This window comes from Micromonospora sp. DH13, assembly GCF_020873825.1.
In the GTDB taxonomy this organism is placed as follows: Bacteria; Actinomycetota; Actinomycetes; order Mycobacteriales; family Micromonosporaceae; genus Micromonospora; species Micromonospora haikouensis.
In genome coordinates this window covers 1-21627 of the sequence record NZ_JAHWGR010000019.1, presented here as the reverse complement: position 1 = coordinate 21627, position 21627 = coordinate 1, and the positions used below count along the sequence as shown (strand labels likewise).

The 21627-nt window shown below is 66.4% G+C and carries 21 protein-coding genes and 2 pseudogenes; 13 read left to right on the top strand and 10 right to left on the bottom strand.

Annotated features, from left to right (window positions below):
- Nucleotides 1–2 precede the first annotated feature (2 nt).
- The 3 genes and pseudogenes from LPA42_RS18935 to LPA42_RS18925 all read right to left on the bottom strand — a co-directional run bounded on the left by LPA42_RS18935 (nt 3) and on the right by LPA42_RS18925 (nt 4228).
- Nucleotides 3–1877, bottom strand: a complete 1875-nt coding sequence (locus tag LPA42_RS18935; protein WP_144082834.1) for a ComEC/Rec2 family competence protein — start codon at nt 1875–1877, stop codon at nt 3–5.
- 1234 nt (nt 1878–3111) lie between these two features.
- A pseudogene (locus LPA42_RS34530) lies at nt 3112–3371 on the bottom strand (hypothetical protein); the annotation flags it as partial.
- 74 nt (nt 3372–3445) lie between these two features.
- Nucleotides 3446–4228: a transposase family protein gene (locus tag LPA42_RS18925; RefSeq protein ID WP_077940432.1), complete on the bottom strand. Its 783-nt coding sequence runs from the start codon at nt 4226–4228 to the stop codon at nt 3446–3448.
- A gap of 281 nt (nt 4229–4509) precedes the next feature.
- Here LPA42_RS18925 and LPA42_RS18920 point away from each other — a divergent pair, with 281 nt between their 5' ends.
- Complete coding sequence (locus LPA42_RS18920; RefSeq protein ID WP_077940431.1) at nt 4510–4860, top strand: nucleoside triphosphate pyrophosphohydrolase; 351 nt, start codon at nt 4510–4512, stop codon at nt 4858–4860.
- Here LPA42_RS18920 and LPA42_RS18915 read toward each other — a convergent pair.
- Nucleotides 4833–6173, bottom strand: coding sequence for a methyltransferase domain-containing protein (locus tag LPA42_RS18915; RefSeq protein ID WP_077940430.1), 1341 nt, complete (start codon nt 6171–6173; stop codon nt 4833–4835). The two genes, LPA42_RS18920 and LPA42_RS18915, sit on opposite strands and share 28 nt — an antisense overlap.
- Before the next feature lie 18 nt (nt 6174–6191).
- Nucleotides 6192–7214: a LysR family transcriptional regulator gene (locus LPA42_RS18910; RefSeq protein WP_198956792.1), complete on the bottom strand. Its 1023-nt coding sequence runs from the start codon at nt 7212–7214 to the stop codon at nt 6192–6194.
- Nucleotides 7215–7406: 192 nt separating this feature from the next.
- Between LPA42_RS18910 and LPA42_RS18905 the strand changes: the two genes are divergently transcribed.
- Genes LPA42_RS18905 through LPA42_RS18890 form a run of 4 tightly spaced genes read left to right on the top strand, consistent with a single transcriptional unit; the run spans nt 7407 to nt 10677 of the window.
- Nucleotides 7407–7967, top strand: coding sequence for a hypothetical protein (locus LPA42_RS18905; protein ID WP_077940429.1), 561 nt, complete (start codon nt 7407–7409; stop codon nt 7965–7967).
- Between the two features lie 4 nt (nt 7968–7971).
- Nucleotides 7972–8589, top strand: coding sequence for an HIT family protein (locus LPA42_RS18900; RefSeq protein WP_077940428.1), 618 nt, complete (start codon nt 7972–7974; stop codon nt 8587–8589).
- A 13-nt stretch (nt 8590–8602) separates the two neighbouring features.
- Nucleotides 8603–9532, top strand: a complete 930-nt coding sequence (locus LPA42_RS18895) for a hypothetical protein (RefSeq protein ID WP_077940427.1) — start codon at nt 8603–8605, stop codon at nt 9530–9532.
- On the top strand, nt 9529–10677 hold the full coding sequence (locus tag LPA42_RS18890; RefSeq protein ID WP_077940426.1) for a cysteine desulfurase family protein: 1149 nt from the start codon (nt 9529–9531) through the stop codon (nt 10675–10677). The genes LPA42_RS18895 and LPA42_RS18890 overlap by 4 nt, the downstream gene beginning before the upstream one ends.
- A 1492-nt stretch (nt 10678–12169) precedes the next feature.
- Here the strand turns inward: LPA42_RS18890 and LPA42_RS18885 are convergent.
- Both LPA42_RS18885 and LPA42_RS18880 read right to left on the bottom strand, forming a co-directional pair.
- Entirely contained in the window at nt 12170–12364 is a 195-nt protein-coding gene (locus tag LPA42_RS18885) for a hypothetical protein (RefSeq protein ID WP_077940425.1), read from the bottom strand.
- Nucleotides 12361–12798, bottom strand: coding sequence for a hypothetical protein (locus LPA42_RS18880; protein WP_077940424.1), 438 nt, complete (start codon nt 12796–12798; stop codon nt 12361–12363). Before LPA42_RS18880 ends, LPA42_RS18885 begins: the two co-directional genes overlap by 4 nt.
- 626 nt (nt 12799–13424) lie before the next feature.
- Here LPA42_RS18880 and LPA42_RS18875 point away from each other — a divergent pair.
- From LPA42_RS18875 to LPA42_RS18850, 6 genes and pseudogenes are all read left to right on the top strand, one after another.
- A complete protein-coding gene (locus LPA42_RS18875) occupies nt 13425–13913 on the top strand; it encodes a hypothetical protein (RefSeq protein WP_228986726.1) in 489 nt (162 codons plus the stop codon).
- Between the two features lie 625 nt (nt 13914–14538).
- Complete coding sequence (locus tag LPA42_RS18870; protein WP_077939501.1) at nt 14539–14829, top strand: hypothetical protein; 291 nt, start codon at nt 14539–14541, stop codon at nt 14827–14829.
- A gap of 524 nt (nt 14830–15353) precedes the next feature.
- A pseudogene (locus LPA42_RS18865) lies at nt 15354–15470 on the top strand (DUF6244 family protein); the annotation flags it as partial.
- A 63-nt stretch (nt 15471–15533) separates the two neighbouring features.
- Complete coding sequence (locus tag LPA42_RS18860; RefSeq protein ID WP_228986739.1) at nt 15534–16568, top strand: serine/threonine protein phosphatase; 1035 nt, start codon at nt 15534–15536, stop codon at nt 16566–16568.
- A 282-nt stretch (nt 16569–16850) separates the two neighbouring features.
- Complete coding sequence (locus tag LPA42_RS18855; protein WP_144082763.1) at nt 16851–17396, top strand: hypothetical protein; 546 nt, start codon at nt 16851–16853, stop codon at nt 17394–17396.
- A 204-nt stretch (nt 17397–17600) separates the two neighbouring features.
- Nucleotides 17601–18203 (top strand): hypothetical protein, encoded by a 603-nt coding sequence (locus LPA42_RS18850; RefSeq protein ID WP_077939499.1) that lies wholly within the window; start codon nt 17601–17603, stop codon nt 18201–18203.
- A 262-nt stretch (nt 18204–18465) separates the two neighbouring features.
- Here the strand turns inward: LPA42_RS18850 and LPA42_RS18845 are convergent, their stop codons facing one another.
- From LPA42_RS18845 to LPA42_RS18835, 3 genes are all read right to left on the bottom strand, one after another.
- A complete protein-coding gene (locus tag LPA42_RS18845) occupies nt 18466–18783 on the bottom strand; it encodes a hypothetical protein (RefSeq protein WP_144082762.1) in 318 nt (105 codons plus the stop codon).
- 574 nt (nt 18784–19357) lie between these two features.
- Complete coding sequence (locus LPA42_RS18840) at nt 19358–19852, bottom strand: DDE-type integrase/transposase/recombinase (protein ID WP_158229467.1); 495 nt, start codon at nt 19850–19852, stop codon at nt 19358–19360.
- On the bottom strand, nt 19768–20256 hold the full coding sequence (locus LPA42_RS18835; protein ID WP_158229466.1) for an IS3 family transposase: 489 nt from the start codon (nt 20254–20256) through the stop codon (nt 19768–19770). The genes LPA42_RS18840 and LPA42_RS18835 overlap by 85 nt, the downstream gene beginning before the upstream one ends.
- A gap of 205 nt (nt 20257–20461) precedes the next feature.
- Here LPA42_RS18835 and LPA42_RS34525 point away from each other — a divergent pair, with 205 nt between their 5' ends.
- Nucleotides 20462–20716 (top strand): helix-turn-helix domain-containing protein, encoded by a 255-nt coding sequence (locus LPA42_RS34525; RefSeq protein ID WP_077939497.1) that lies wholly within the window; start codon nt 20462–20464, stop codon nt 20714–20716.
- Nucleotides 20709–21512, top strand: coding sequence for an IS630 family transposase (locus LPA42_RS18825; RefSeq protein ID WP_308291153.1), 804 nt, complete (start codon nt 20709–20711; stop codon nt 21510–21512). Before LPA42_RS34525 ends, LPA42_RS18825 begins: the two co-directional genes overlap by 8 nt.
- Nucleotides 21513–21627: the final 115 nt, after the last annotated feature.

The following is a 21627-nucleotide window of genomic DNA, read 5'->3' as shown; positions in this document are numbered from 1 at the left end:
CCTCAGAAGGCTGTGACGGTGCGATTCATTGGGGGATGCAGGCCTCTGTCCCAATAGGTGACCGTGAACCGGCCGGTGGCCGGGACGGCGGCGGTGACCGCCACTATGGCGTTGTTCCCGGCGGCGACAGCCGGGGCGGCGGCGACACCGGCCAGCAGCGCGGCGTCGTGCACCGCCTGCCCGACGGCGGCCGGCACGGCCCCCGCTGGGGCCGTGCCCAGGAAGGAGGCGATACCGGCTGCAGCCGCAGCGACCGCGGCGGCAGCGGGCGGCGCGGCAGCCGCGGTCGCCGCCGCGTAGACGGCCGGGACGACGGCCGCCACGCCGCCGGCGACGACAGCCGTGCCGGCCGCGATGGCCGGCGCCGCCGCAGCCGCTGTGCCGAGCCCGGGTGGCGCGGCGAACACACTGCCGATAACCGCCCCGATCGCGTCCACAAGCGATCCGGCCTGGATCATCACGTCGTTCATGTCGTCCAGCAGACCTGCGGGCAACGGGGCGGCACCCGTCGCGTTGGCAATCTCGGTGACGGTGGCCGTCAGAGCGGCGCTACGCAGGCCGCTGGCGTCGTACTGCGACTGGACCGCCGAGACCTCCAACAGCACGTGGCCCCGTGCGACGAGGGGCGGCCCCGGTTCGCCCGCGGTCTGCCCGAGAATGCCACTCAGCGACGCCGGCGGGTTCACGTCCTGGTATCCGGTCAGGTAATGCGGGATCTTCCGCACCGGCGGCCCTCCGGGCATGGCCGGTCTGATGCCGTTGAGGGTATCGATGGTCCCGGCGGACGGGTGCCCATACTGGTTTTTCGTTCCGCACGAGATGATGACGGTCTCCGGCCGCATCCGGTCGATGAACGCAGGCCTCGACGCGGTGTCGGCACCGTGATGGCTGGCCTTCACGACGTGCACCCGGCCGCCGACTGTGTCGTTGGGGTTGAGGTACCGGCCGATCGTCCTCTCCTGGACGTGCTCGATGTCGCCGCCGATGTAGTACCTGAAGGTGCCGAACTGCACCAGGAAGGCAAGGCTCTTCTCGTTCTTGAGCTGCTCGGTCCCGGTCAGCGCGGCACCAGCCCGGAAGCGTGCGGTCCCCGCCGCGTCGCGCACGTACCGGTTCGCCGCGATACAGGTGACGGTGGGCGGCACGCCCGGCCGGAGCTCCGTGATCGGCTCCCCGGCCTCATCGGTCCAGAGGATCTCCCGGCCGACCAGCCAGTACGGGTGCCACCAGTGAGCGAGCGTTCCGGCGGCGATGACGGCACCGGCAGGAACGGCGAGCGGCGCCGGTGCGGGGATCGCCGGATTGCCCGGAACGACGACGCCGCCGCCGAACATCGCCGGCGGGGTCCGGACGTTGGCCACCGGTCCCGGGACCACCTGGTGGACCCCGCGCTGCTTGTTGACCGGCTGCGGGTCGCTGGCCACGTTGCGCGTCACCCTGACCCGCCCGGGTCGGCGCGCGATCGCCTGCACGTACCGCAGGTATTGGTCGTCGTCGGCGGACGTCTCGCCCTGGTCGTAGATATAGGTGTCGTCGTAGATCATGGGTGTCGCGAGCGGGCCCCTGTTCAGCAGGTAAGTGATGCCGAACAGGTGGTCCGCGTCGTAGTGCGTCACCGCGATCACGTCGAGCTGCCGTTCACCGAACCCGGTGCCGAGACCGTTCACGTTGTTGGTCAGGTAGCTGTCAACGATGGGGCCACTCTTCTGTCGACCGCCGTCGATGAGGCAGGTGCGGATGGTCGCGCCGTGTGCGTGGCCGACGCCGTCGTCGCGGGCCACGATCAGCGTCGAGTCACCGGAGGCCTTGACGTCGATATGATGGATCTCCAGGCTCCACGTCATCGGTGTTTCGCCGCCGCGGCGAACCTCGGGCACCTGCGTAAGCCGATCATGGCGAGCAGCCTAGGACATAGTGGATCGAGGAGTCGTCACCCTATCGGCTAGTGCTCGTCATGGTTCTAAGTAGACTTGACACCCGCCTACCAGCCCAGGACGAGCGGACGGGCTAGCACCACAACGGGTGGTCGCAGCCTGTCGGACGCCGGGCGTCTCTGCGGGTCATGGCTCTGGATGACCTCGGCAGCGGCGTCAGTCCCTGGCTGACTGCACCCCGATACCTGCGGTGATCACCTGCCGGCAAGGTCGACCACGGCTCCGACCTGCCTGTTCAAACGGGCCGTGCGGCGTTGGTATCGCTCCAGCACGCCTGGAAAACCTGCTCGCGGAAGGTGCGGCGGCAACCGCGCGCGGAACGCGCACGTGAGACGGAACAGTGAAAGAGCCCTAATCCGAGTAGACGGATCAAGGCTCTGACCTGCTAAAACTCTGTCGGGACGGCCGGATTCGAACCGACGACCCCTTGTTACGGAACGTAGCCAAATCGAACTTGTCATCGCTTGTCGTGAACTGCCGCTGAGCTGCACAAACACGGCCAGCCGCTAGTCATCCGTTGTTACTGATCGGCATCCTTGGACCGGGGTTTTCGAGGGGTAAACGGGGGCCCGGGTCGGCCATCACGACGGGCATGGGGTTCGTGTCGGTTGATTGACACGAACCGATGCCCAACTTGGATTGGGCCTGATTGGCGTCATCCCGCTCAACCGAGCTCAGCCTACTGGACTGGAGCGGGGCTCGAGCCGGTCGGCCCGAGCCCCGCCTCGAAACCAGGAAGGTCTTCTCGACGGCGATCGCTGGCAGGTCGGTTGACCTCGCGGCTGTGTCGGGTCGCTCAGCCCATCGGGGTGGCCTGCGCGCCTGGTGCTATGTGCCGGCGGAGTGCGGGGCTACAGCGAGTTGACGGTGCTGGTGAGCGCGTTCCGGCACCTACCGGTACGGCCAGCCAGGCGGCGGCGGGTCGTGAGGGTCCGTACCCGAGTACATGTGCTGCTTCCCCCGGTTGAAGCAGTCCAAGCACACCTCCCGGCCCGAGGCGGCACGGTACCCGCCCTTGGTACGAATGACTTCCTCTCCCAAAGACGACATGGCGGCGCATTCCCTCGTCTTGTGGGTGACACCGCTGTAGGTGTAGGTCGCGGTTCCGGTCGGCCGAGGCGCGTCGGCGGGGCCGCATACAGGGCACAACGTCATGCCGATGATCTTAAAGACCATCCACTGCGTCGTCGTGGCCGAGATGCTCGACGACGTAGCCAAACAGGTCGTCACGGACCGCGTCAGCGTCCCACAACAAACGGTTGAGCAGCTATTGCATCCGGTCTGGGGTCGCGTCACCGGCAGCCTCCGCAAGCGTCCAGCCATTCTTCGCCGCCAACGGCGGGGTCTGCTGCGCCGCCGGGTAGCTGCGGGCTGCCGACACGGCTCCGCACACCCGTGGCGATGCGCACGCCCGGCTACGGCTGGAGCACTAGTAATACTTGATTAAATTGTTGCGGGGTGTCGCATATAGCATGCTTTGGGGTTTCGGGCTGCTAGACATCGAGCCATTTTCATCCTGGGTAGCGGTTGGCTTCGACGTGGTGCAGCACGAGGATGGCCTGCACGATCGGGGTTGTTCGTCGTGGGCAGCAGCGCAGCTTGGCCAGGATCTTCCAGGCCTTGAGGGTGGCGATCGCGCGTTCGCCCCGGGCGCGGATCGTCGCGTGGGCGCGGTTGACGGCCTTCTGCCGGCGTGACAGCTTCGGCCCGAAGCGGCGCCGCTTGAACGGGGTGCGGACGCTGCCGCGGGCGCCCTGGTAGCCCTTGTCGGCGAAGGTCATCGCGTTCGCGTTGGTCAGCGCGTCGATGATGCCGTGGGTTCTGGCTGCGGTCAGGTCATGGACTGAGCCGGGTAGCGCCGGCGAAGCCCAGATCAGGCGGCCGGCGGCGTCGGCGATAACCTGGACGTTCATGCCGTGGTGCTTGTGTTTCCCGGAGTAGTACGGCTTCTGGTCGGCGACTCGGCCGATCGGAATCAGGGTGCCGTCGAGAATGGCGTACGCCAGTCGGCGGATCCGGTCCATGGCGGTGGTCAGGTCATCGGCGGTCGCCGCGAGTAGGGCTATCGCTTCCTGCACGTACCGCCATGCGGTGCTCACACCGACAGCGAACCCGGCAGCCAGCCGGGTGTAGGTGTCACCGTTACGCAGGTGAGCCAGGGCGAGCAGTGCCTGCCGTCCCGCGTCGAGGCGCCGCCACCTGGATCGGCGCTGGTTGCGGTGGCTGCGGATGCGGTCGGCCAGGTGGTGCAGGGTCCGGCTGGACAACGAGATCGTGGACGGGTAAGACAGCACAGGCGAGGCTCCCGGTCGGGGCATCGGGTTTGGTCGATTTGCTGTCTTGCCTGGAACCTCGCCCTCATCGATCGACGGCCCCCCAGCCGCCAGCGTGACCTGCAAGATCAGGTTGAAAATGGCTCAAAGTGCGTTGGGTTTCACGCGCTGCATGTCCGCTTAAGCGGGCGTGTCTGGCCGTTGAACTGCCGCCCGGCTACCTAGACTCTCGCCCGGTGGCCCAACTCGCGGACGGTGTCGGGACATGAGGGCCTGTCATAGCGCTGGGGGGGCTGGGGTCGATGAGTCATGCCAAGCTGGTCCGGGACAAGATTCCGGAGATCGTCCGCGAGCGGGGGGCGGAGCCGGTAACCAGGATCGCTGGCGCTGATGAATACCGTGGCTTGTTGCGGGACAAGCTGGTCGAAGAGGTCGATGAGTTCTTGGACTCGGAGGACCCCCATGAGTTGGCAGACGTTCTGGAAGTTCTGCTGGCACTGGCGAGTGATCTTGGCGTTGATCGAGACCAGCTAGAGAAGTTACGTATGGCGAAGGTGTCCGAGCGTGGAGGGTTCTCCCGTCGGATCGTGTGGTCAGGTAACACGCCCGCAGACGGTCAGGTAGCTCACGTGGGCTTGACCAGCAACGCTTGACCGGCGGTGGGTGAGGTCTTCAGCGGAATTTGCTGCGTGGTGGGTCGCAGTCCGGCCTGGTGCCCGAGGGCGATGATCTCCTCAGTTGGTATGCCCTTCTGGAACGTGCCTTTGGCCTCACTAGACCAGTATCCGTCGTGATGCGTTCGCCAGTTCGCCGAGATGGCCCGAGGATCGATGTCGGCTGGCGAGCGGGTGACGACGAACAGGTGGCCTCTTGGGCGCACGAATCGGGCGGCATGTTGGATCGCCTGGATGCGTTGCCAGGGGTCGGGTAGGACGTTGAGTACGAAGATGTTCGTGACCAGGTCGTACTGGCGTTCGGGTTCGATGGCCTGACCGAAGCCGGGGTGAGGGTCCCACCCGTCGGCGTCCAGTCCCGAAGCCCGGTAGTGATGGACGTCGCTACCACGCCCGCAGCCGTGGTCAAGGATGGTGGCGATGCCCAACTGAGGTGCGATGACGTCGACGACTATGCGGGCGAAGGGGGACGAGTGGGCGCGTGTCATGGCGGTCTTGTGGGGTTGGTAGTCGCTGCGCGTGTATAACGATTCGTCGATGGGTTCTGGTAGCAGTGCGAACAGGGTTTCCTGCTCTTCGTCGGTAGCTGGGGGGAGAGTGACCGGAGCGTCGATGAGGATGCCCGAGTGGTCGGTGAATGACTGCTCGCCCTTGCGGGTGGTGTGGTCGTAGCGCACGGTGATTGCCGGGTGTAGGTGAGCGGGGACTAGGGCCAGGTCGCAGCGGAACTGGCTAGGTGCCCCGGCGTGTTGTCGTTCGATGGTGAATTGGGGCGGGTCTGTCGCGGTGCTGTCGACGAGGTTGAGGTCTGCCAGCAGCGCGGACAGTGGTGCCCGGTCCGTGCTGTTGTTGAAGTTGCTGGCCTGGCCGTTGTGGAGTCCGTCTATCGGGCGTGGGGCGATGTTGAAGTCGCCGCAGGCGATCGTGGGGCGTCCTTGTTCGGCAGTGATGATCTTCTGTAGCTGGTCGAGCTGACTGCTACGGGTGGTGGTCGACCCGCTATCGAGGTAGGTGTTGTAGATAACGAGCCAGGCTAGTTCGAGGCGTTGGGCGAAGCGGTCGGGCCGGGAGGTAGGTGGGGTGGCGAAGCGTTCGGCGATCCAGCAGAACAGGTCTCCGTCTCCGGCGACCGGTCGGAAGCCGGCGAGATCGATCGGTGTCCGGTGGAGTGGCTTCCACGGTTCCTGGGCGATGAGCACGTCAACACGGTGGTGGTATAGCCAGGCCGTGATTTCGGCACGGGCGGCGGGGTTGCCGAGACGCTTGTTCAGGTTGATTGATGCCAGGCGCACGTGAGTTCTCCTGCGGGGTCACGAGTTTGCTGATCGGGTCTCTTCGGCGAAGGCGTGCCACAGCATGTTGAGGGGATGCGTGGGTGCGTACTGCTGTCGTTCGCCTTTGCGGGCGAACACGCCGGTGACTAGTTCGAGCATCGGGTTGAAGTCTTCGGCGAAGGCGACAAGCCGGAAGTCGGGGCCGCCGGGCAGGCGTCCTTCGATGGCGTCCTGCCCGATCGCCTCGGAGACGATCATGCAGCCGTGGGCCATGCCGGAGCGTAGTAGCGCTAGGCCGTAGTAGATGTCGTCGATGCTCGCGACGATGGTGAGGTGGTTGCGGTAGTCCGCGCCGTACCAACGTTTGAGGAACTCCACGATTACGCCGCCGGAGGGGATGACCAGCGGTACCGACGGTAGCCGGTCGACGCCGACCGCTTTTCCTGGCAGTTCGCGGCGGGGCAGATCGGTCAGCAGTGTGAGGCCTTCGCGATGCCATTCGAGGAAGTCGTACTGGTCGGGTACTTCGGCGTGTCCGGCGGCGGAGGCGAGTCCGCCGCACATCAGGTCGACCTCGTTGGTGTCCAGCCGCGTGAACGCGTCCTTCGTGCGTACGTGCAGGACTTTGAGTTCGATCTCGCGGGTGGTGAACTCGTCGCTGACGCGCTGCCACACCCGGCCCAGGAGTCCGAGGGTGAATTCGGTGGTTCCGACGGCGATCGTCTGGCCGAGTCGCCGGCGGGCGTCGTTGACCGATGCTTGCCAGGTTTCCAGCGTTTCGCGGGCCAGGTCGATGAACTGCTGTCCGGAGGGGGTGAACAGGAATGGCTGGCCACGGCCCTGTTTGATCACTAACAGCTCGCCGCACATCTGCTGGAAGTTGCGGTTGAGTGTGTCCAGTTGCTTCTGCACGCTGGACTGTTCCCGCCCCAACGCACGGGCGGCGCCCAGCGCCGAGCCGGTCTCGGCCACCAGCATCAAGGTACGTAGCTGGTCGAACGTGGTATCCAGCAGCCCAGGTCCGACTGCCATGAACCCGTCAGAGCCCGGCACGCTCACCCGACCGGTCCTGTCCTCCACGCCTCACCGCCGTTCACGCATCGGCGAACTGTTCCTTCGTGCAGTTGAAGTGCACCACATCGCAGTTGTAGCCGAAACCATCTCCGGATGTTCGGTAGTACATCTAGACGCATCGAAACGAACCAGGGAACATCTAACCATCAGTGCTCGTCCTATAACAGGAGGGAGCTGGTGGTGTTAACAGCAGGCGAGATCACGAGACTAATTGAGGCGGATGAGGTCGGCTGGCCCGGCAAGCTGCGCGGAGACGGCCTCCTCCTGTGCTTGGGCGCACCCGTGCAGTTGCTGGTAGCGACAGCGCCGGGTGCCATCGTCGACCTGGCAGACCAGGCCAGCATCAACCAGCTCTACCAGCCGCCCCGAAAGCGTTGGGACAGTTGTGAGATCCCGCCCGGAGGCATGGTGCTCTGCCAGGTGGACCAGCCCCTGCGACTCGGCCCGGGTCAGGCTGGCGCGATCGGTACGCTCTCGCATCTGGCCCGCGTCGGCCTGGCCACGCACGTCACCAGCCCCTGGGTGCTACCTGGTTGGAACGGCCACCTCACTCTCGAACTACACAACGTCAGTCCTGCCACGCTGCGCATTCGCTGCGGCATGCCGGTGGCCAGGCTGGTGCTGTTCAACATGGATGGTCCAATCACGCATGCCTCCGCCCATCCCTTCTACGGCGGTGGTGGGCACCTGGGCAGCCGCTATGCCGACGAGTTTCCCGCCCACGACTATCAGGGGTGACCGCATGGACTGCGTCTTCTGCGCCGAGTTCGCCAGCACCGGTGACGGCAGCCGGATCATCGTCGAGGACGGCGGTTGGCTACTCCTGCCCACTGTCGGCTGCTTCGCCCCGGGCTACTGCCTGTTCATGCCCCTCGACCATGTCGATGCCGCAGCGGACCTGCACCCGAACGAACTGGTGAGGGTCGAGCCGGCCGTCGAGCGGATGCGGGCGCGCATCGAGTCGGTGTTCGGTCCGACCATCCTCGCCGAGCACGGCTCACGCGACTGTCAGCTCGGGGCGAGCTGCTGCACCCATTGCCACCTGCACCTGGTCCCGGTTCCCGACCCGGACGCCGTCACCGCCGTGTACCAGGCCACGGGCGGAGACGGAAAGGCGTTGCAGGGATTAGCAGACCTGGCTTCCACCGCAGAAGGCCCGTACCTCGACCTGTCGCCCCGACCGGGCCAACACCTGTTCTGGCCCGCCGACAGCCGCTTCGCCCGCCAGTACGTCCGCCGCGTCTGCGCCCAACTTCACGGCGTCGCGGATCAGTACGACTGGCGCGGCCACCCGTTCAGCCACAACCAACGCCTCACGGCCGACATCCTGCGCGGTGTCTTCGAACAGCAGACTGCCTGAACGGGAGGCAGCGATGCGTCTCGGCCGGCACCCACTGCTGCACAGCCTCGACCGCGATCAACTGACCGCCGCAGCCGCCGACCAACGCTGGCCGAAGTGGTCGACCATGTGCCAACTACGCCTGCTCGGCAACCCCGTCCTCAATGGCGTCTGCGTCACCCCCGATGCCGACGCCACCGCCCTGCCCGCAGCGGTTGAAGCTCTCGCTGCAGCGACTGGCGCGACGAAGCTGATGGTCCGGTCCGATGGCGGCGTCGAGACCCGCGCCTACTACCGCGGCGGCAACAGCCTCCCGATCGACCAGATCGAACCCCATGCCGCCGACCTGCTCGCCGCAGGCCGAGCGGTCATCCTCCTCGAACCCACCAACCGATTCACCAACCAACTCTCCGCCCTACTCCGCATGGACCGACCCGCACCCGGCAAACCCGGAACCTTCGCAGTCGAGGTCCTAGGGGCCGGCTACGACGTCGGCGACCTCACCCGTGGCGGCATCCGCCCCCAGGTTTCCGTCTCAATAGCCGGCGTCACCTGGCACCACTACGACGAACCATGGTGGGCGGACCTACACGTCACCCGCGACCTGTCACCCAAGGCCGAACACGCCCGCCGGCAAGCCCGGCTGGCTCGCCTCGCCCCTCACATCCGCACCATCACCGGGCCAGGCTCCCTCAGCGACTCGGACGAAGCGTCCGCAGCCGCCGAGTGGCTACGCACCCAGGGACACGTCGACCTCTGGCGCGACTCCGATCCCACACAGCGGGTGATTCGGTCAGTCCGGGAGTGGTTCGAGGTGGCGTTCCTGATCGCCCTTCACCATCCCAACCGCAACTGGCGCTGCCTGGCCACTTCACTGTCGGACCTCGGCGCACGACGAACCGTCTACTGGGATGTCGTCGACGCTGCCCGCAAGTACGCGACCCCGGATCGGAGAATCGTGTGAGCCACAACGTCGTGTATCTCGACTACCAGGCCACCACCCCGGTCGACCAGCGTGTCCTCGACGCCATGCTGCCGTTCCTCACACAGCAGTACGCCAACCCGTCCAGCCCACACCAGCCGGGCCGCCGGGCCGCCTCGGCCCTTCGAGCCGCACGCCGGCAGGTGAAGACATCCCTGGGCGCCGAGTACGACACAGAGATCGTATTCACCTCCGGCGCCACCGAGGCCAACCACCTCGCCATCCTCGGCACCGCTACCTCCAACCCGCGACCCGACGCCGACCACATCATCACCACCCCCATCGAGCACCAGTCGGTTCTGGCCACCTGCGACCACCTCAGCCGCGCGGGATACTCCGTCACCACCGTCCCAGTGGATCACCATGGGCGCGTGAACCCAGCCGATGTCGCCGTAGCCATCACCCCGCACACCGTTCTGGTGTCAGTGATGTACGCCAACAATGAAATCGGCACCATCCAACCAATCGCCGACATAGCCGCCATCACCCGCCGCCACAACGTGCTACTACACACCGACGCCGCCCAAGCCATCGGCGCACTCGACATCGACGTCAACCGGCTCGGCGTCGACCTGCTCACCATCTCCGCACACAAAATCTACGGCCCCAAAGGCATCGGCGCCCTCTACATCCGCCGCGGAACGCCCTTACGGCCCCAATACGCCGGCAGCCAGGAGCATGGCTTCAGGGCCGGCACCATCAATCTCCCCGGCACCATCGCCCTCGCCGAAGCCCTACGCATCCTCGCCACCGAACGCGAACACGAAACCCCACGCATCGCGCAGCTACGTGACAGCCTCGCCGACCGACTACTCGCCGCCCTTCCACACGCTCACATCAACGGCAGCCCCGAACACCGGCTACCCGGCAACCTCAGCCTCACCATCCCCGGCATCGACGCCGCCGATCTCATCGACGCCCTACCCGACCTCGCCATCTCCAATGGATCAGCTTGCGCCAGCGGACACGCCAAACCGTCCCACGTCCTCACCGCCATCGGCCTGCCCGATTCCGACGCGCGAGCTACCATCCGCCTCAGCCTCGGCCGTGAAACCCGGGAGAGCGACATCGAACACGCCGCCCACCGGATCGGCAGCTCAGTCGCCACGACACCACCGCCGGGGTAAGCGTTGGCTACCATGCTCTCTGCATCAACTGCAGTCCATCAGCAGAAGCAAGACGCCACATGAACGGACTGTCAGCCAAAGTGAACAAAAACAGTGCAGTCGATCTTTAGCATCCCAGGTCAAGGAGTCTGCTCCCCGCCCATGCCGGGGGATCCGTCCGCGAGCCGGGGCGCGCCCTCCCACGGGCGCCGCTCCCCGCGCACGCGGGGATGATCCCCGGTTGCCGCGCGTCGCGACGAAGACCTAACCCTGCTCCCCGCGCATGCGGGGGTGATCCGGAGCAGCCGTGGCCGACGACCCGCAATCCCGCCACGTTGCACCTGCTCCTCGCCACTCACGGTGCTCCGGACCAGATCCCGCTGTTCCTGGCACCACTGACCGACCTACTGAACCTGCACGAAGGACACCCGCAGTTCCCGGCCCGCCGGAAACGCGGGCAGGCCGTACCTGATCTAACGGGCGGTCCCCGAAGTGCTGCAACCGATCCTGGTGGGCCTCGACGGCCAACAGGCTGGCGCGCTGTCTGCGTCACAACGCGACGCCCTGAAAGGTCACCTCACCGCCGCCGTATCCACACCAGCCGACCGTGCGGGGATACTCCTGTCGTGGCTCGGGAGACTATCCGTCCCCACCGAAGCATACTGAGGCGGAGGAGCGCTCATCCGGCACCTACTCGCGGACATTCCCCGGCAAGACATCACCACCGCAGCCAGTCACGCACCCACCGCATACACCACAATGGGCGTGGTCAAACTCGCCCGACACGCCAGCGACGACGGCACCCTCGCCACCGCCCTCGGCCCGACCCTACGGCGGCTGCTCCCGCCCACACACTGAACATCGAACACTTCGATACGCAAGCCGATCATCCCACGCTCCAATCAAACAACTACCCCGCCTGCGTCGACAACTCGAAGAGTCCACTTGATCATTGGAGCTCCGGCAAGGACTCGAACCCCGAACCCGCGGTTACCGAAAGTAGCGATCCGAACCTCGTCGCCGCCTGTCGAATGTTGGCGCTGAGCTGCACAGACACGCCCGTGCTGTGATCACTTCTTGTCAACGCCTATCACTCACAAACGTGGGTTTTCGGGGGGTAAAAGAGGGAGAAGCCGACAGCGCGTTGCCAGGTTCCACCGACCCTCGCCCGGGGCCCGGGCACTATCGGCACGAGTACAACGAGCGCCAGCCCCCATCGTGACCCGCCCGCCGCCGCCGACAGGGGTTCGCGTTGGCGGATTGACACGAACCGATACCCAACTTGGATTGGGCCTGATCGGCGTCATCCCGCTTAGCCGACCTCACCCTTCTGGACTGGAGCGGGGCTCGAGCGTCGGCTCGCGCCCCGCTCACTCGGGATGCAGGGAAGGTTCTCTCGACGACGATGGCGAACAGGCCAACTGACCTCGCAACTTCGGGGCGTCGGTCGGCTACCCGCGAGATCGACTTGCCCGTCTGGCCAGCGAAGGATCGACGCCCAGAAGCGGCCTGGTCAGGCCGCCCGCTCACGGGCGGCACTGACGCGGAACGGGTGGGTGAACTCGACACCGCAGCCGGCGCACCAGCCCCGAAACAGCAGGCTGATTGCGGTGTCGACGGGACTCGGGACTACTTCGTAGCGGACGCCTTCGATGATGGCGTAGAGGCACCGCCAGCGGATCGGGCAGGTGCACGTCGCTGCGCTCATGCCGTTGCCCTTCGGTCATCGGAGTCGAGGGCTCGCCACTCGCGGGGCTTGCCGCCGGTGGCATCGGCCACCTGGGCGACGTCGCGATGGCCGTAGGCGGTGCGCACGCCGGAGATGGACATGCCGGCGGCTGCGGCCAGGTCGCCCAACGTGTAGGGGCGGGGTTGGACGAACTCGCGGCCATAGGCGAGCAACTCGCGGATCCGCTGCTCCGCCTCCTCCTTCGCGCGGCGAGCGGTGGCCAACGCCCCGATCAACGGATCCTGGTCGCCTCCCTCCCACGCGGCCCGCAGGTTTTCGACGATGCGCTCCTGGTCTTCGACAGCTTGGTCGCGCGCGGCGAGGAAGCCGTCGAAGTCTTCCTCGCCAGGTTCGGGTCGCGGGATCGGGCACAGGATCGCGGCCACGTCCGTGAAGATGTCCCATTGACTCATGCCTTGCATTCTGCACACTCTTTTACGATGAACGCAACTCTTCGCACTGAACGCAGTCGAGCGCGCCAGGCGAGGACGGCATCCCGCCGGCGGTCACAGACCAGCGACAGACGCCGCGCGGGGCGGCTGGGCCGTCCTCCGGACGAGCACCACCAGATGCCCGGTCACCTGCAAGGCAGGCCATGGGGCAGTTTGCACCTGCACTTGACTTGGAGTTTCTCCGCTTTGATGAAGCGGGGTCTGCGCCGCTTCCGGGAAGGCCAAACGATCCGGGGCAGTACCGCGCGCGATGAAGATGCAAGCCTGTTGAGGCTCGACAGTTTCGGGGAGGGCGGCCGGTGATGCTCATCCCGGACGCGTCCACGCCCTTGCCGGGGCCCTGCCGCAGCCGGCCCCCTGCGGTACATGCCATCACAGGTTCTGCCCGCGCCCGCAACGGCCAAGGGACCGTAGGATGAGGCAACGACCGACCTCCATCGCGCGGCTGCCCCGCGAACCCGAATCGACCCGATGAGCCGACCGAACTTTTTCGCATTCCCCGCTCGATAAAGCCCCAGGTCAGCAAGTGTCGTCCCCGCACGCGCGGGGGTCTTCCCAGCGTTTCGTTCTCGCCCTGGCCCAGCGCGGTGTCGTCCCCGCACGCGCGGGGGTCTTCCTGCGGCTTCCACGCCCTCGCCGAACTCGCCTGGACGGCCAACCCCCACATACCTCTGCTCCCCACCGTCAACCACGGCATCGACGTCGGCGGCGGCCTGCTCATCGACTGGCTCCTCGCCAACGACGCCATGCGCCCCCACGTCGACCCCGACAGCTACCGCGTCCACGTCCCGGCACGGCAGCCCTACCCCTCCGACCACCGGCTCGTCACCGCCACCCTGGTCTTCGACACCCCACCACCGACACCATGTCACCACCCCCACGACCGACTCCCCTCATCCGGCAGCAACCGGGAGCCGGCCCCCGCCCATGCGCTCCCCGCCACTGAACCGATATACGCGCGGGTCGGCCGCCGACGCTCGCCGCACGCGCAGCCGGTTGCGTCAGGCGCCGGCGAAATGTTTCCCCAGAATGACACCTACCACCCCCACCTTTCCCACCTTGAGGAATATGACTAGACACCACCAGGACAAGCTGATAAGAGAAAGGCGAATTAGCCAGATTCGCGCGATTGATTCCGATTACATCCTCGCGGGAGCAGGCGTTGAGTCGCACACGGTGTGCGACCGGGAATGGAGAAACGGCGGCACGATGATCCACATGTTCCACATAGTGATTAATCAGACCACTCCCAATTTCCCTTAACACTCCTCCGCCGAATGCAACCAAAGGACCCTCCACGCAACCCCTCGAACCCGCCCTCGTTGGTACAGGGGAAGCCCCAGGGAGGAAGACTTTGTCGCGGCTTGACGGATACCCCAACCACCCTTCGATCGAAGTCCAGAAAGCATTGGAAGATCTCTACCTCCGCAGGTTCAGAGGCTGGCGGGAAGAAATGGAACGAGGCATCGTGTGCCCGTCCCCGTGCGGCCAGCACTCCCGACAGGTGCACCCGAACCCATCCAAGCCTCAGAGGTACGCGAACCAGCTGCTGAAGTGGGCTGAATCCCGCCCATGTCAAGGTGACATCATTAGGGGGATGGCGCAGGAATGGAGGCCAGGGTCGTCTTACGAGTCGCAGCCCGAAGACGGGATGGGTGGCTCCCATCCGCAGCCGAACTGCACGATGAAGCCGAGCGATTCATGGAAGAGATGCTCGCGGCCGAGGACCCACCCCGAGTCACTGACGTCGCGACCTCCAGCGACGCTCAGGGGGGCACCATCGAGGTCGAAGCCTTCGTTGAGGCAGAGAAGGAAGGCAACGCGGTCGACTGGCTCGTAGACGCCTTCACCTCAGCGCGCGCCTCCATCGAAAACCGGCGACCAACGAACCAGAGGTACCTCGAATACCAGAAGCAGATCCTGTACATCGAGTACCTCAACGATGGCCAGCCGAGCCCACCGGAGGAGACACCCGGCGACCGAGGCGAGTGACACGCAACATCGGCTACCCCAAGGCCCCTGACCACCCTGCCCTCCGGCGCGGAGGACTGACGTCGACCAGCCATCGAGGATGAACGCCGGCCGGCCCACGCCGCCCGTCGGGAATCCTCCCGGCCGATGCACTCGCACCCGGACCGGTCGAGAGGTCAGTCAGACCACCTGATAGTTCCGTGGCGTAGGCGGCGGCCGGGCGCCCAGACGCAAGAAGGCCGCAGTGCGTGTGTGGTGGTGGAGCAAGCTCCACCACCACACCGACGCCCAGCTACTGGCCGGTACACCGCGTCCGGTCATCACCTCGGCTACCGAGGGCATGGACGGTGGTACTGAGTTTGATCGGTAGACCCTCGTCTCCCTTGAGGAAGGGTGCGATCTCGATGGTGCGGTGGAGGCTGCGCCCGGGGCCGCACGGCTGTTGACGGTCGGACCGGCAGGCCCAGGAGATCGCTCTACGGGCCGCCGCCGCAGCGGTTCCCCGGCAGGCCGCCGCGCAGGAGACCATCGCCGCTCTCGCGCCGGTGCGGCAGCGCGTCGCCGCCGCCCGCGAGTCCGCCACCGCGACGATCAGCCACCTCGACGACGCCCGACAACTGGTCAGCGTCGTCATGCAGGGCGGACAACCGTGCCCGCTCCTACAGGCCCTCGACGGCGTCAAACAGTGCAGGACTGGCACTGTTAATGGACCACGATGCGCTGGCATGATGGCGGCGATGCTCACCGCCCGACGCCGCCGTCATGAGGTCACTGCGGCCTCGCTCGCCGGCATCAGCGACGCCGAGTTGGCAGGGCTGCTGCAGGCCGCGCCCACCGGCGTCACGGGGGTGGGCGGCGATTCCTCGGTGCTCGACGTCCACGGCGTGCCGGTCTTCGCCAAGCGGATCCCGATAACCGATCGGGAGTTGGCCCGTCCGCACGGCACCGCGAACCTGTTCGACCTGCCGACCTACTGCCAGTACGGCATGTACCGCCTCGCCGGCCCGGGCTTCGGCGCCTGGCGCGAACTGGCCGCCAACATGATCGTCACAGAGGGCGTCCTCGCCGGCGAGACGGAGTCGTTCCCGCTGCTGCACCACTGGCGGGTGCTACCCGGCCGCCCACCCATCGCGGCGGAACACCGCGACATCGACGCCGTCGTCGCCCAGTTCGACGGCTCCCCGGCCGTGCGCACCCGCTTCGAGGAACTCGCCCGAGCGACGTCCAGCCTCGTGCTGTTCTGCGAACACATCCCCACACCGCTGCGCGACTGGCTCACCGAGCCGGTCGACAGGGCCGAGGCCCTCGAGCGGCAACTGTTCGATGTCGTGGCGTTCCTGCGCCGCCGCGAGCTGCTGCACATGGACGGGCACTTCGGCAACATCCGGGCCGACGGTGACCAGATCCACCTCGTCGACTTCGGGCTGGCCACCTCGCCCCGGTTCGACCTTTCCGCCGCCGAGCGTGACTTCGTCGCGCGCCATCTCCACCACGACGCCGACTACGCGGCTATGCGGCTGGTCAACTGGCTGGTCACCACGGCCTGCGGGATGACGGTGCCGGCCAACGGCCGCCCGACCGCCCGCGACGCGTACGTGCGCCGCTGCGCGACCCGCGACATCCCGCCCGGCGTGCCGGCGGCCGTGGCGGGAATCCTCGCCCGGCACGCCCCCGCCGCAGCGCGAATGAACGCCTTCTGCTGGCGGCTGTACGACGGCGACATCCACGCGGAGTATCCCAGCCCGCAGTCGACGACCTGACTTTCAAGATCACCGATAGCCAGCCGCGCCTGTCGCCGACAGAGCCGGGCAGGAACGACCGAGGACTACCCACGAGACAACGCCGCGTTGCTGCCATGCCGTGCGCGTATCGCAGGCCACAGTCTGCGATGAACCGCTCGGCATACGGCAGCGCAGGGTGCGAGCCGATCTTGCTTACGGCCTCGCCGCAGACGGGTGACGCTGGAGTGCTGCCGTCGGCTGTAACGGTTACCGCCGTACGTCTGCAAGGCGCGGGCGACGAGGCGCCGACGGACAAAAAGGATGTTGAGCGGACAGATGCCGGCGGGGTTCATTTTGGGCAGGAAGCGGTGTCCCCAGCCCAAGCGATCGGGGCTCCGGGAGCAGTTCCGGGTTCAGACGCCACCCGACGAGATGGTGACGGTCGCCCTCCAGCCGCACGATCCCGACCCGGTCGAGGGCTTGCCAGGAAACCAGGAGGTCCACCACGGCTGTAGATCTGGATTCCGTTCATGCCGATCTCCAAGCGGGTCGTCACCGACGCGGGCGGGCATCCCCCTCGCCAGCGCCCTGACCGGCGGCAACCGCCACGACGTCACCCAGCTCATGCTCCTGACGCCGGTCATCGCCCGACACGGCGTCGTCGAGCAGACCATCGCCCTGCTGCTGCACTGGTTCCGTCGCCTGCGCCATCATTTGCTGGCGCAGACTCCAACGCTCAAGGAGTTGGGAGTTGTCAGCGCTCGCCTGAAGGCCCGCCGACCCCAAGCGGTCCCCGGCTACGCGCCGTCTAGATCACCGCTCCAATACGAGTTAGCGGCCGCTCACCAGGGCGCAAGCCCCGGTTGACGGCCTCTCTTCGTGCTGTCGGGACGGCCGGATTCGAACCGACGACCCCTTGACACCCAGGACGCTTCGCCACACGTTCACGCACGCTAGCGGTCTGCGGAAGCGGTGCGGCCGAGGTCTCATCGCCTACCCTCGTGCATGACGTGTGGTCCCTGCCTGGTCCCCGGGGAACGCCGCTCGCTGGACGTAGGGTACAACAACCCGGTGACATCGAGCCACGAGCTGAAACCGCCGGCCTTGACCGCGCTATGGGAACAGCATTGGCCCGAGTGCCCGCCGTTCGCCCACCGGCTCCGGGGCCAATACCCGGACCAGTGGGTGAGGTTCCACAGCCTGCCGGAATCGAAGCGGTACCCAGACAACGAGAGCGAGTATGCGATCGTGCTCGACCGGCACTATACAGTGCTGTCGGAGCTTGCCCCGGGTGCAGTCCTTCTCGTTGTCACCAGCGAATGGACAGAGGGCCCGAGACTCACCCCTCAGATGTGGCCGAGGCGTTCAGAGATCGCGCCGTTCGCATGGTACTGGCGGACCCTCCTAGAGCACCCCGAGGAAGAACCGGAGTGTCGGAGCTACACGCAGCTCTACGCCGACACGATCCTTTGGCGGCCGGGCGCGATTGACGTTCTGTTGAGGGCTGTCGCCGACGACGAGTTGGCGAACGTGATCCTCGCGCCGACCGACCTCAGATGGCTGTACCTCCCCTACGACGGTGGGGCCGATGTCGTTCTGCCGACGCGAGAGCAGCGCGACGCCCTGAAGGCACAGCATCGAGATTGGCTTTCTCAGCAGTCATCCGGGTTCTAGTGCTGCAACGGCGGTCGGTTAGGGGTAGCCGCGTCGGCGGTAGTGGCAGGTTCGGCCTGGTGTCGGGCGGCTTCGTCGCCATCGGGACCAGGCCCAGACGCGCTGGGGTTCATGGACGTGTCGCACTACGAGTGCGGTGAGGAGTCTTGGGATCTCCGGTACCAATTATCGATCGGTGATCAGACTGAGCCGGCAGCCGGACAATGCAGGCATTGGCCCGCCTGGCAGATCCAGAGGCGAGCGAGGCGATCACTTGGGCCGGTTATGGTCTCAAGGTCTCGAGGCACATGATCAGCACTCGGCTGCCCTCGAAGGTCTTCCAGAGGACGTAGTCGGCTGTCGGGGAGCCGGAGCACGTCTCATAGAGGACCTCCTCTGTCACCGGGCTCGGCCTTATCTCGCGGTACACCACTCGCCTGCGCGCAGCCGCATCCTCACAGGAGACGATGCGCGTGTCGTCTACCGCCTCGTCGGCTACGCAGTCCCCAATCTCGGCGTTGAACTGCACTACATCGCGTACGCTGCGGACGAAGCCGAGGACGCAACTGATCACGCCAACGACCGCAAGAATCGCGGCCACGAACGCTCGTAGGCCCGGCGCCCGAGCCCCCTGTCCAGTGGGCAACGACATCAGCACTCCAGCGACGTGGTGGCAGGGTCGATGGCACCCAAGGTAGGGCTTGCCGTCAACCGCTGCCACACGATTCCTGTTGATGTGGGTGCCCCCCGGACATCTTCAGATCGGCCAATGCACATCCGGCCGAGGTGGCGGTCCACGAACCACAATCAGGCGAGCGGGCTGACCGAAACCCGGACGGCGCCCGGAGCCGCCGCTGAACATTGAGCCCCGCCAACGGCCTCCTCGACCTGCCGAACGCGCCCACACTTGCAGATCAACAACTCTCGACAAGCATGATCAGACACACGCATCTCGGCAGAAGGGATACGCGGAGGCGCCTGAACCCTCCTGCATCACGCACCCCCGTGGGATCACCCTTCAATGCACCCAGGCCATCGGCCTGTTGCGGGGCGGGTGAGACCGCCGGCCCGGCACGTGCTGTTGGCCAATGCGGCCTGTCCGGCTCCGACGCAGTGCCCTCTATTGGTCGCGGTGTCGGTGGTTGAGGTTCCCCCCGGTTCGCCGGAGGGGTTGGTTACCTGGCGCCAGTGGGCTCAGGCTGAACGATAGCGGTCTGGTCCTGTCGGGCCTGGTGGGTCTGCCAGGCGGTTTCGTACTCGTCTGTGGATCGCCAGCCGAGGTCTTTCTGGATGTCGCGGGTGTTGTACCAGCCGTCGATGTAGCTGAAGATCGCGTTCTCCGCCTCCCCACGGGTCCGCCACGAGTTGCGGTAGACCAGTTCGATCTTCAACGTCGACCAGAATTTCTCCATCAGGGCGTTGTCATAGCTGTCCCCAACCGACCCCATCGACGGCAGGATCCCGTTGTCCGCCAAGCGTTGCGCGAAGCGGAACGACGTGTAGTTCGGCCCCCCGTCCGAGTGGTGGATCAGTTGGCCGTCGCGGAGGTCGCGCGACCAGATGCCGTATTCCAGAGCGCCGAGGATCAGGTCGGTGTCGCAGCGGTCGGAACACCGCCAGCCCACGATGCGGTTGGAGAACACATCCCGGACGGCGGCCAGCCAGAACACGCCCTCGCCGCAGGGGATACGCCGCGGCCGTGAACTGCCGGTTGGCCAGGTCCGGAGCGGGTGTTGTCGCCTTCGGCTTCGACCGGATGGGACGGGATGCGCCACTTCTTGCGCGGGAACGCGCCTTGCAGGCCGGCGTCACGCAGCAACCGCTCGACCCGCTTGCGACCGACGTGCCGGCCTTGGCGGCGCAGCATCGCGTGCGCTCTCGGGCTGCCGTAGGTGCCGCCGGAGACGTGGTGGATCTCGGCGATCTCCACTGCCAGTTCCGCGTCCTCGCGTCGCCGCGGTGACGGGTTGGCGGCCTGGGTGAGCCAGCCGTAGTAGGTGGAGACGGCCACGCCGATGACCCGGAGGACGGGCTCGACCCCGAAGCGGTCGCGTAGCTCGTCGACGAGCGTCACGACCACGCCGGGTCGGGTCGAGTTCCGAGGCAAAGAAAGCCGAGGCGGCCTTCAGGATCTCATTGGCCCGCTTCAACTCCGCGTTCTCCCGCCGCAGCGTCTTTGAAGGTTGATCGTGTAATCCGTCGGTTCTGAGGATGGATCGGGCAGGCTGTCTCCCAGCACTCGTGGTGGGAGGTGAGGGCCGGGGGGCAGACGGCCGGAAGTGTTCGTCCGGCAGGTGTCGATGGCCGAGGGCCAACGGTTGCAGCGGATCACCCGGACCGCGAAGGACCCGGTGAAGCTGCGCAGGGCGATCGTGGTGCTGATGTCCGCCCAGGGCCAGCCGGCCCCGGACATCGCTCACCTGCTCAAGGCCAGCGAGGACTACGTGCGGGACGTGATCCACGCGTTCAACGAGCGGGGGCTCGACGCGCTGAACCCAAAACGGGTGCGGGGGCGCACCGAGACGGATCGATGAGCAGACCAGAGACTGGATCTGTGTCATCGCCCGGTGCGACCCCCGCTTCCTCGGCCAACCGTTCTCCTGCTGGTCGCTGACCAAGCTGCGCGACTACCTCGTAGCCGCTGGTCACGTCACCACGATCAGCGTCGAGACCGTCCGCCGGATCCTGCACGAACGCGGAATCTCGTGGCAGGCCACCAAGACGTGGAAGGCCAGCACCAACCCCGACTTCACCTCGAAGATGCGCCGCATCCTCGACCTCTACGACCACCCACCCGCCGACGGCAGGGTGCTCTGCGTCGACGAGTTCGGGCCACTCAACCTGCAACCCCGCCCCGGACGGACCTGGCGACCCGTCGCACACCCGGTGCGACTACGCGCCACCTACCGGCGTGACCAGGGCGTACGGCACATGATCGCCGCCCTCGACCTGACCACCGGCAAGCTGCACTACCGCATCCGCGACCGGAAACGGTGGTGCGAGTTCCTGGCCTTCCTCAAGACCCTGCGCCGCCACTGGCCCGGACAGAAGCTGTACCTGATCTGCGACAACTTTTCCCCGCACAAGCACCCCGAGGTCCGCGCCTGGTGCACCGCCAACGAGATAGATCTGGTGTTCCTACCGACCTACGCGTCCTGGCTGAACTGGATCGAGGCCGAATTCGCCGCGGTCCGCTACTTCGCCCTCAACGGCACCGACCACCGCACCCACGCCGAGCAGGACACCGCCATCGGCGCCTACATCCGCTGGCGCAACCAACGAGCACACCCGAAAGCCGGATTCGCTACCGGATCCAAGGGGACTGCGTAGTTTTCCGTGTTTGGCCTGGGTGTGGTCCGTTGGACAGGACGTTGATCCTGTCCGGGAAGGACCACGTCATGGCAGACAAGAAGAACGCTGCTCCACTTCCGCAGCCCTCGGCGGC

What these genes read in the sequence shown, in the direction of transcription:
- LPA42_RS18860 (WP_228986739.1), top strand. Translation starts at nt 15,534, where the DNA reads ATGATGGCGGCGATGCTCACCGCCCGACGCCGCCGTCATGAGGTCACT.
- LPA42_RS18855 (WP_144082763.1), top strand. Translation starts at nt 16,851, where the DNA reads ATGTTGAGCGGACAGATGCCGGCGGGGTTCATTTTGGGCAGGAAGCGG.
- LPA42_RS18895 (WP_077940427.1), top strand. Translation starts at nt 8,603, where the DNA reads ATGCGTCTCGGCCGGCACCCACTGCTGCACAGCCTCGACCGCGATCAA.
- LPA42_RS18885 (WP_077940425.1), bottom strand. Translation starts at nt 12,364, where the DNA reads ATGAGCGCAGCGACGTGCACCTGCCCGATCCGCTGGCGGTGCCTCTAC.
- LPA42_RS18900 (WP_077940428.1), top strand. Translation starts at nt 7,972, where the DNA reads ATGGACTGCGTCTTCTGCGCCGAGTTCGCCAGCACCGGTGACGGCAGC.
- LPA42_RS18920 (WP_077940431.1), top strand. Translation starts at nt 4,510, where the DNA reads ATGAGTCATGCCAAGCTGGTCCGGGACAAGATTCCGGAGATCGTCCGC.
- LPA42_RS18870 (WP_077939501.1), top strand. Translation starts at nt 14,539, where the DNA reads ATGGAAGAGATGCTCGCGGCCGAGGACCCACCCCGAGTCACTGACGTC.
- LPA42_RS18880 (WP_077940424.1), bottom strand. Translation starts at nt 12,798, where the DNA reads ATGAGTCAATGGGACATCTTCACGGACGTGGCCGCGATCCTGTGCCCG.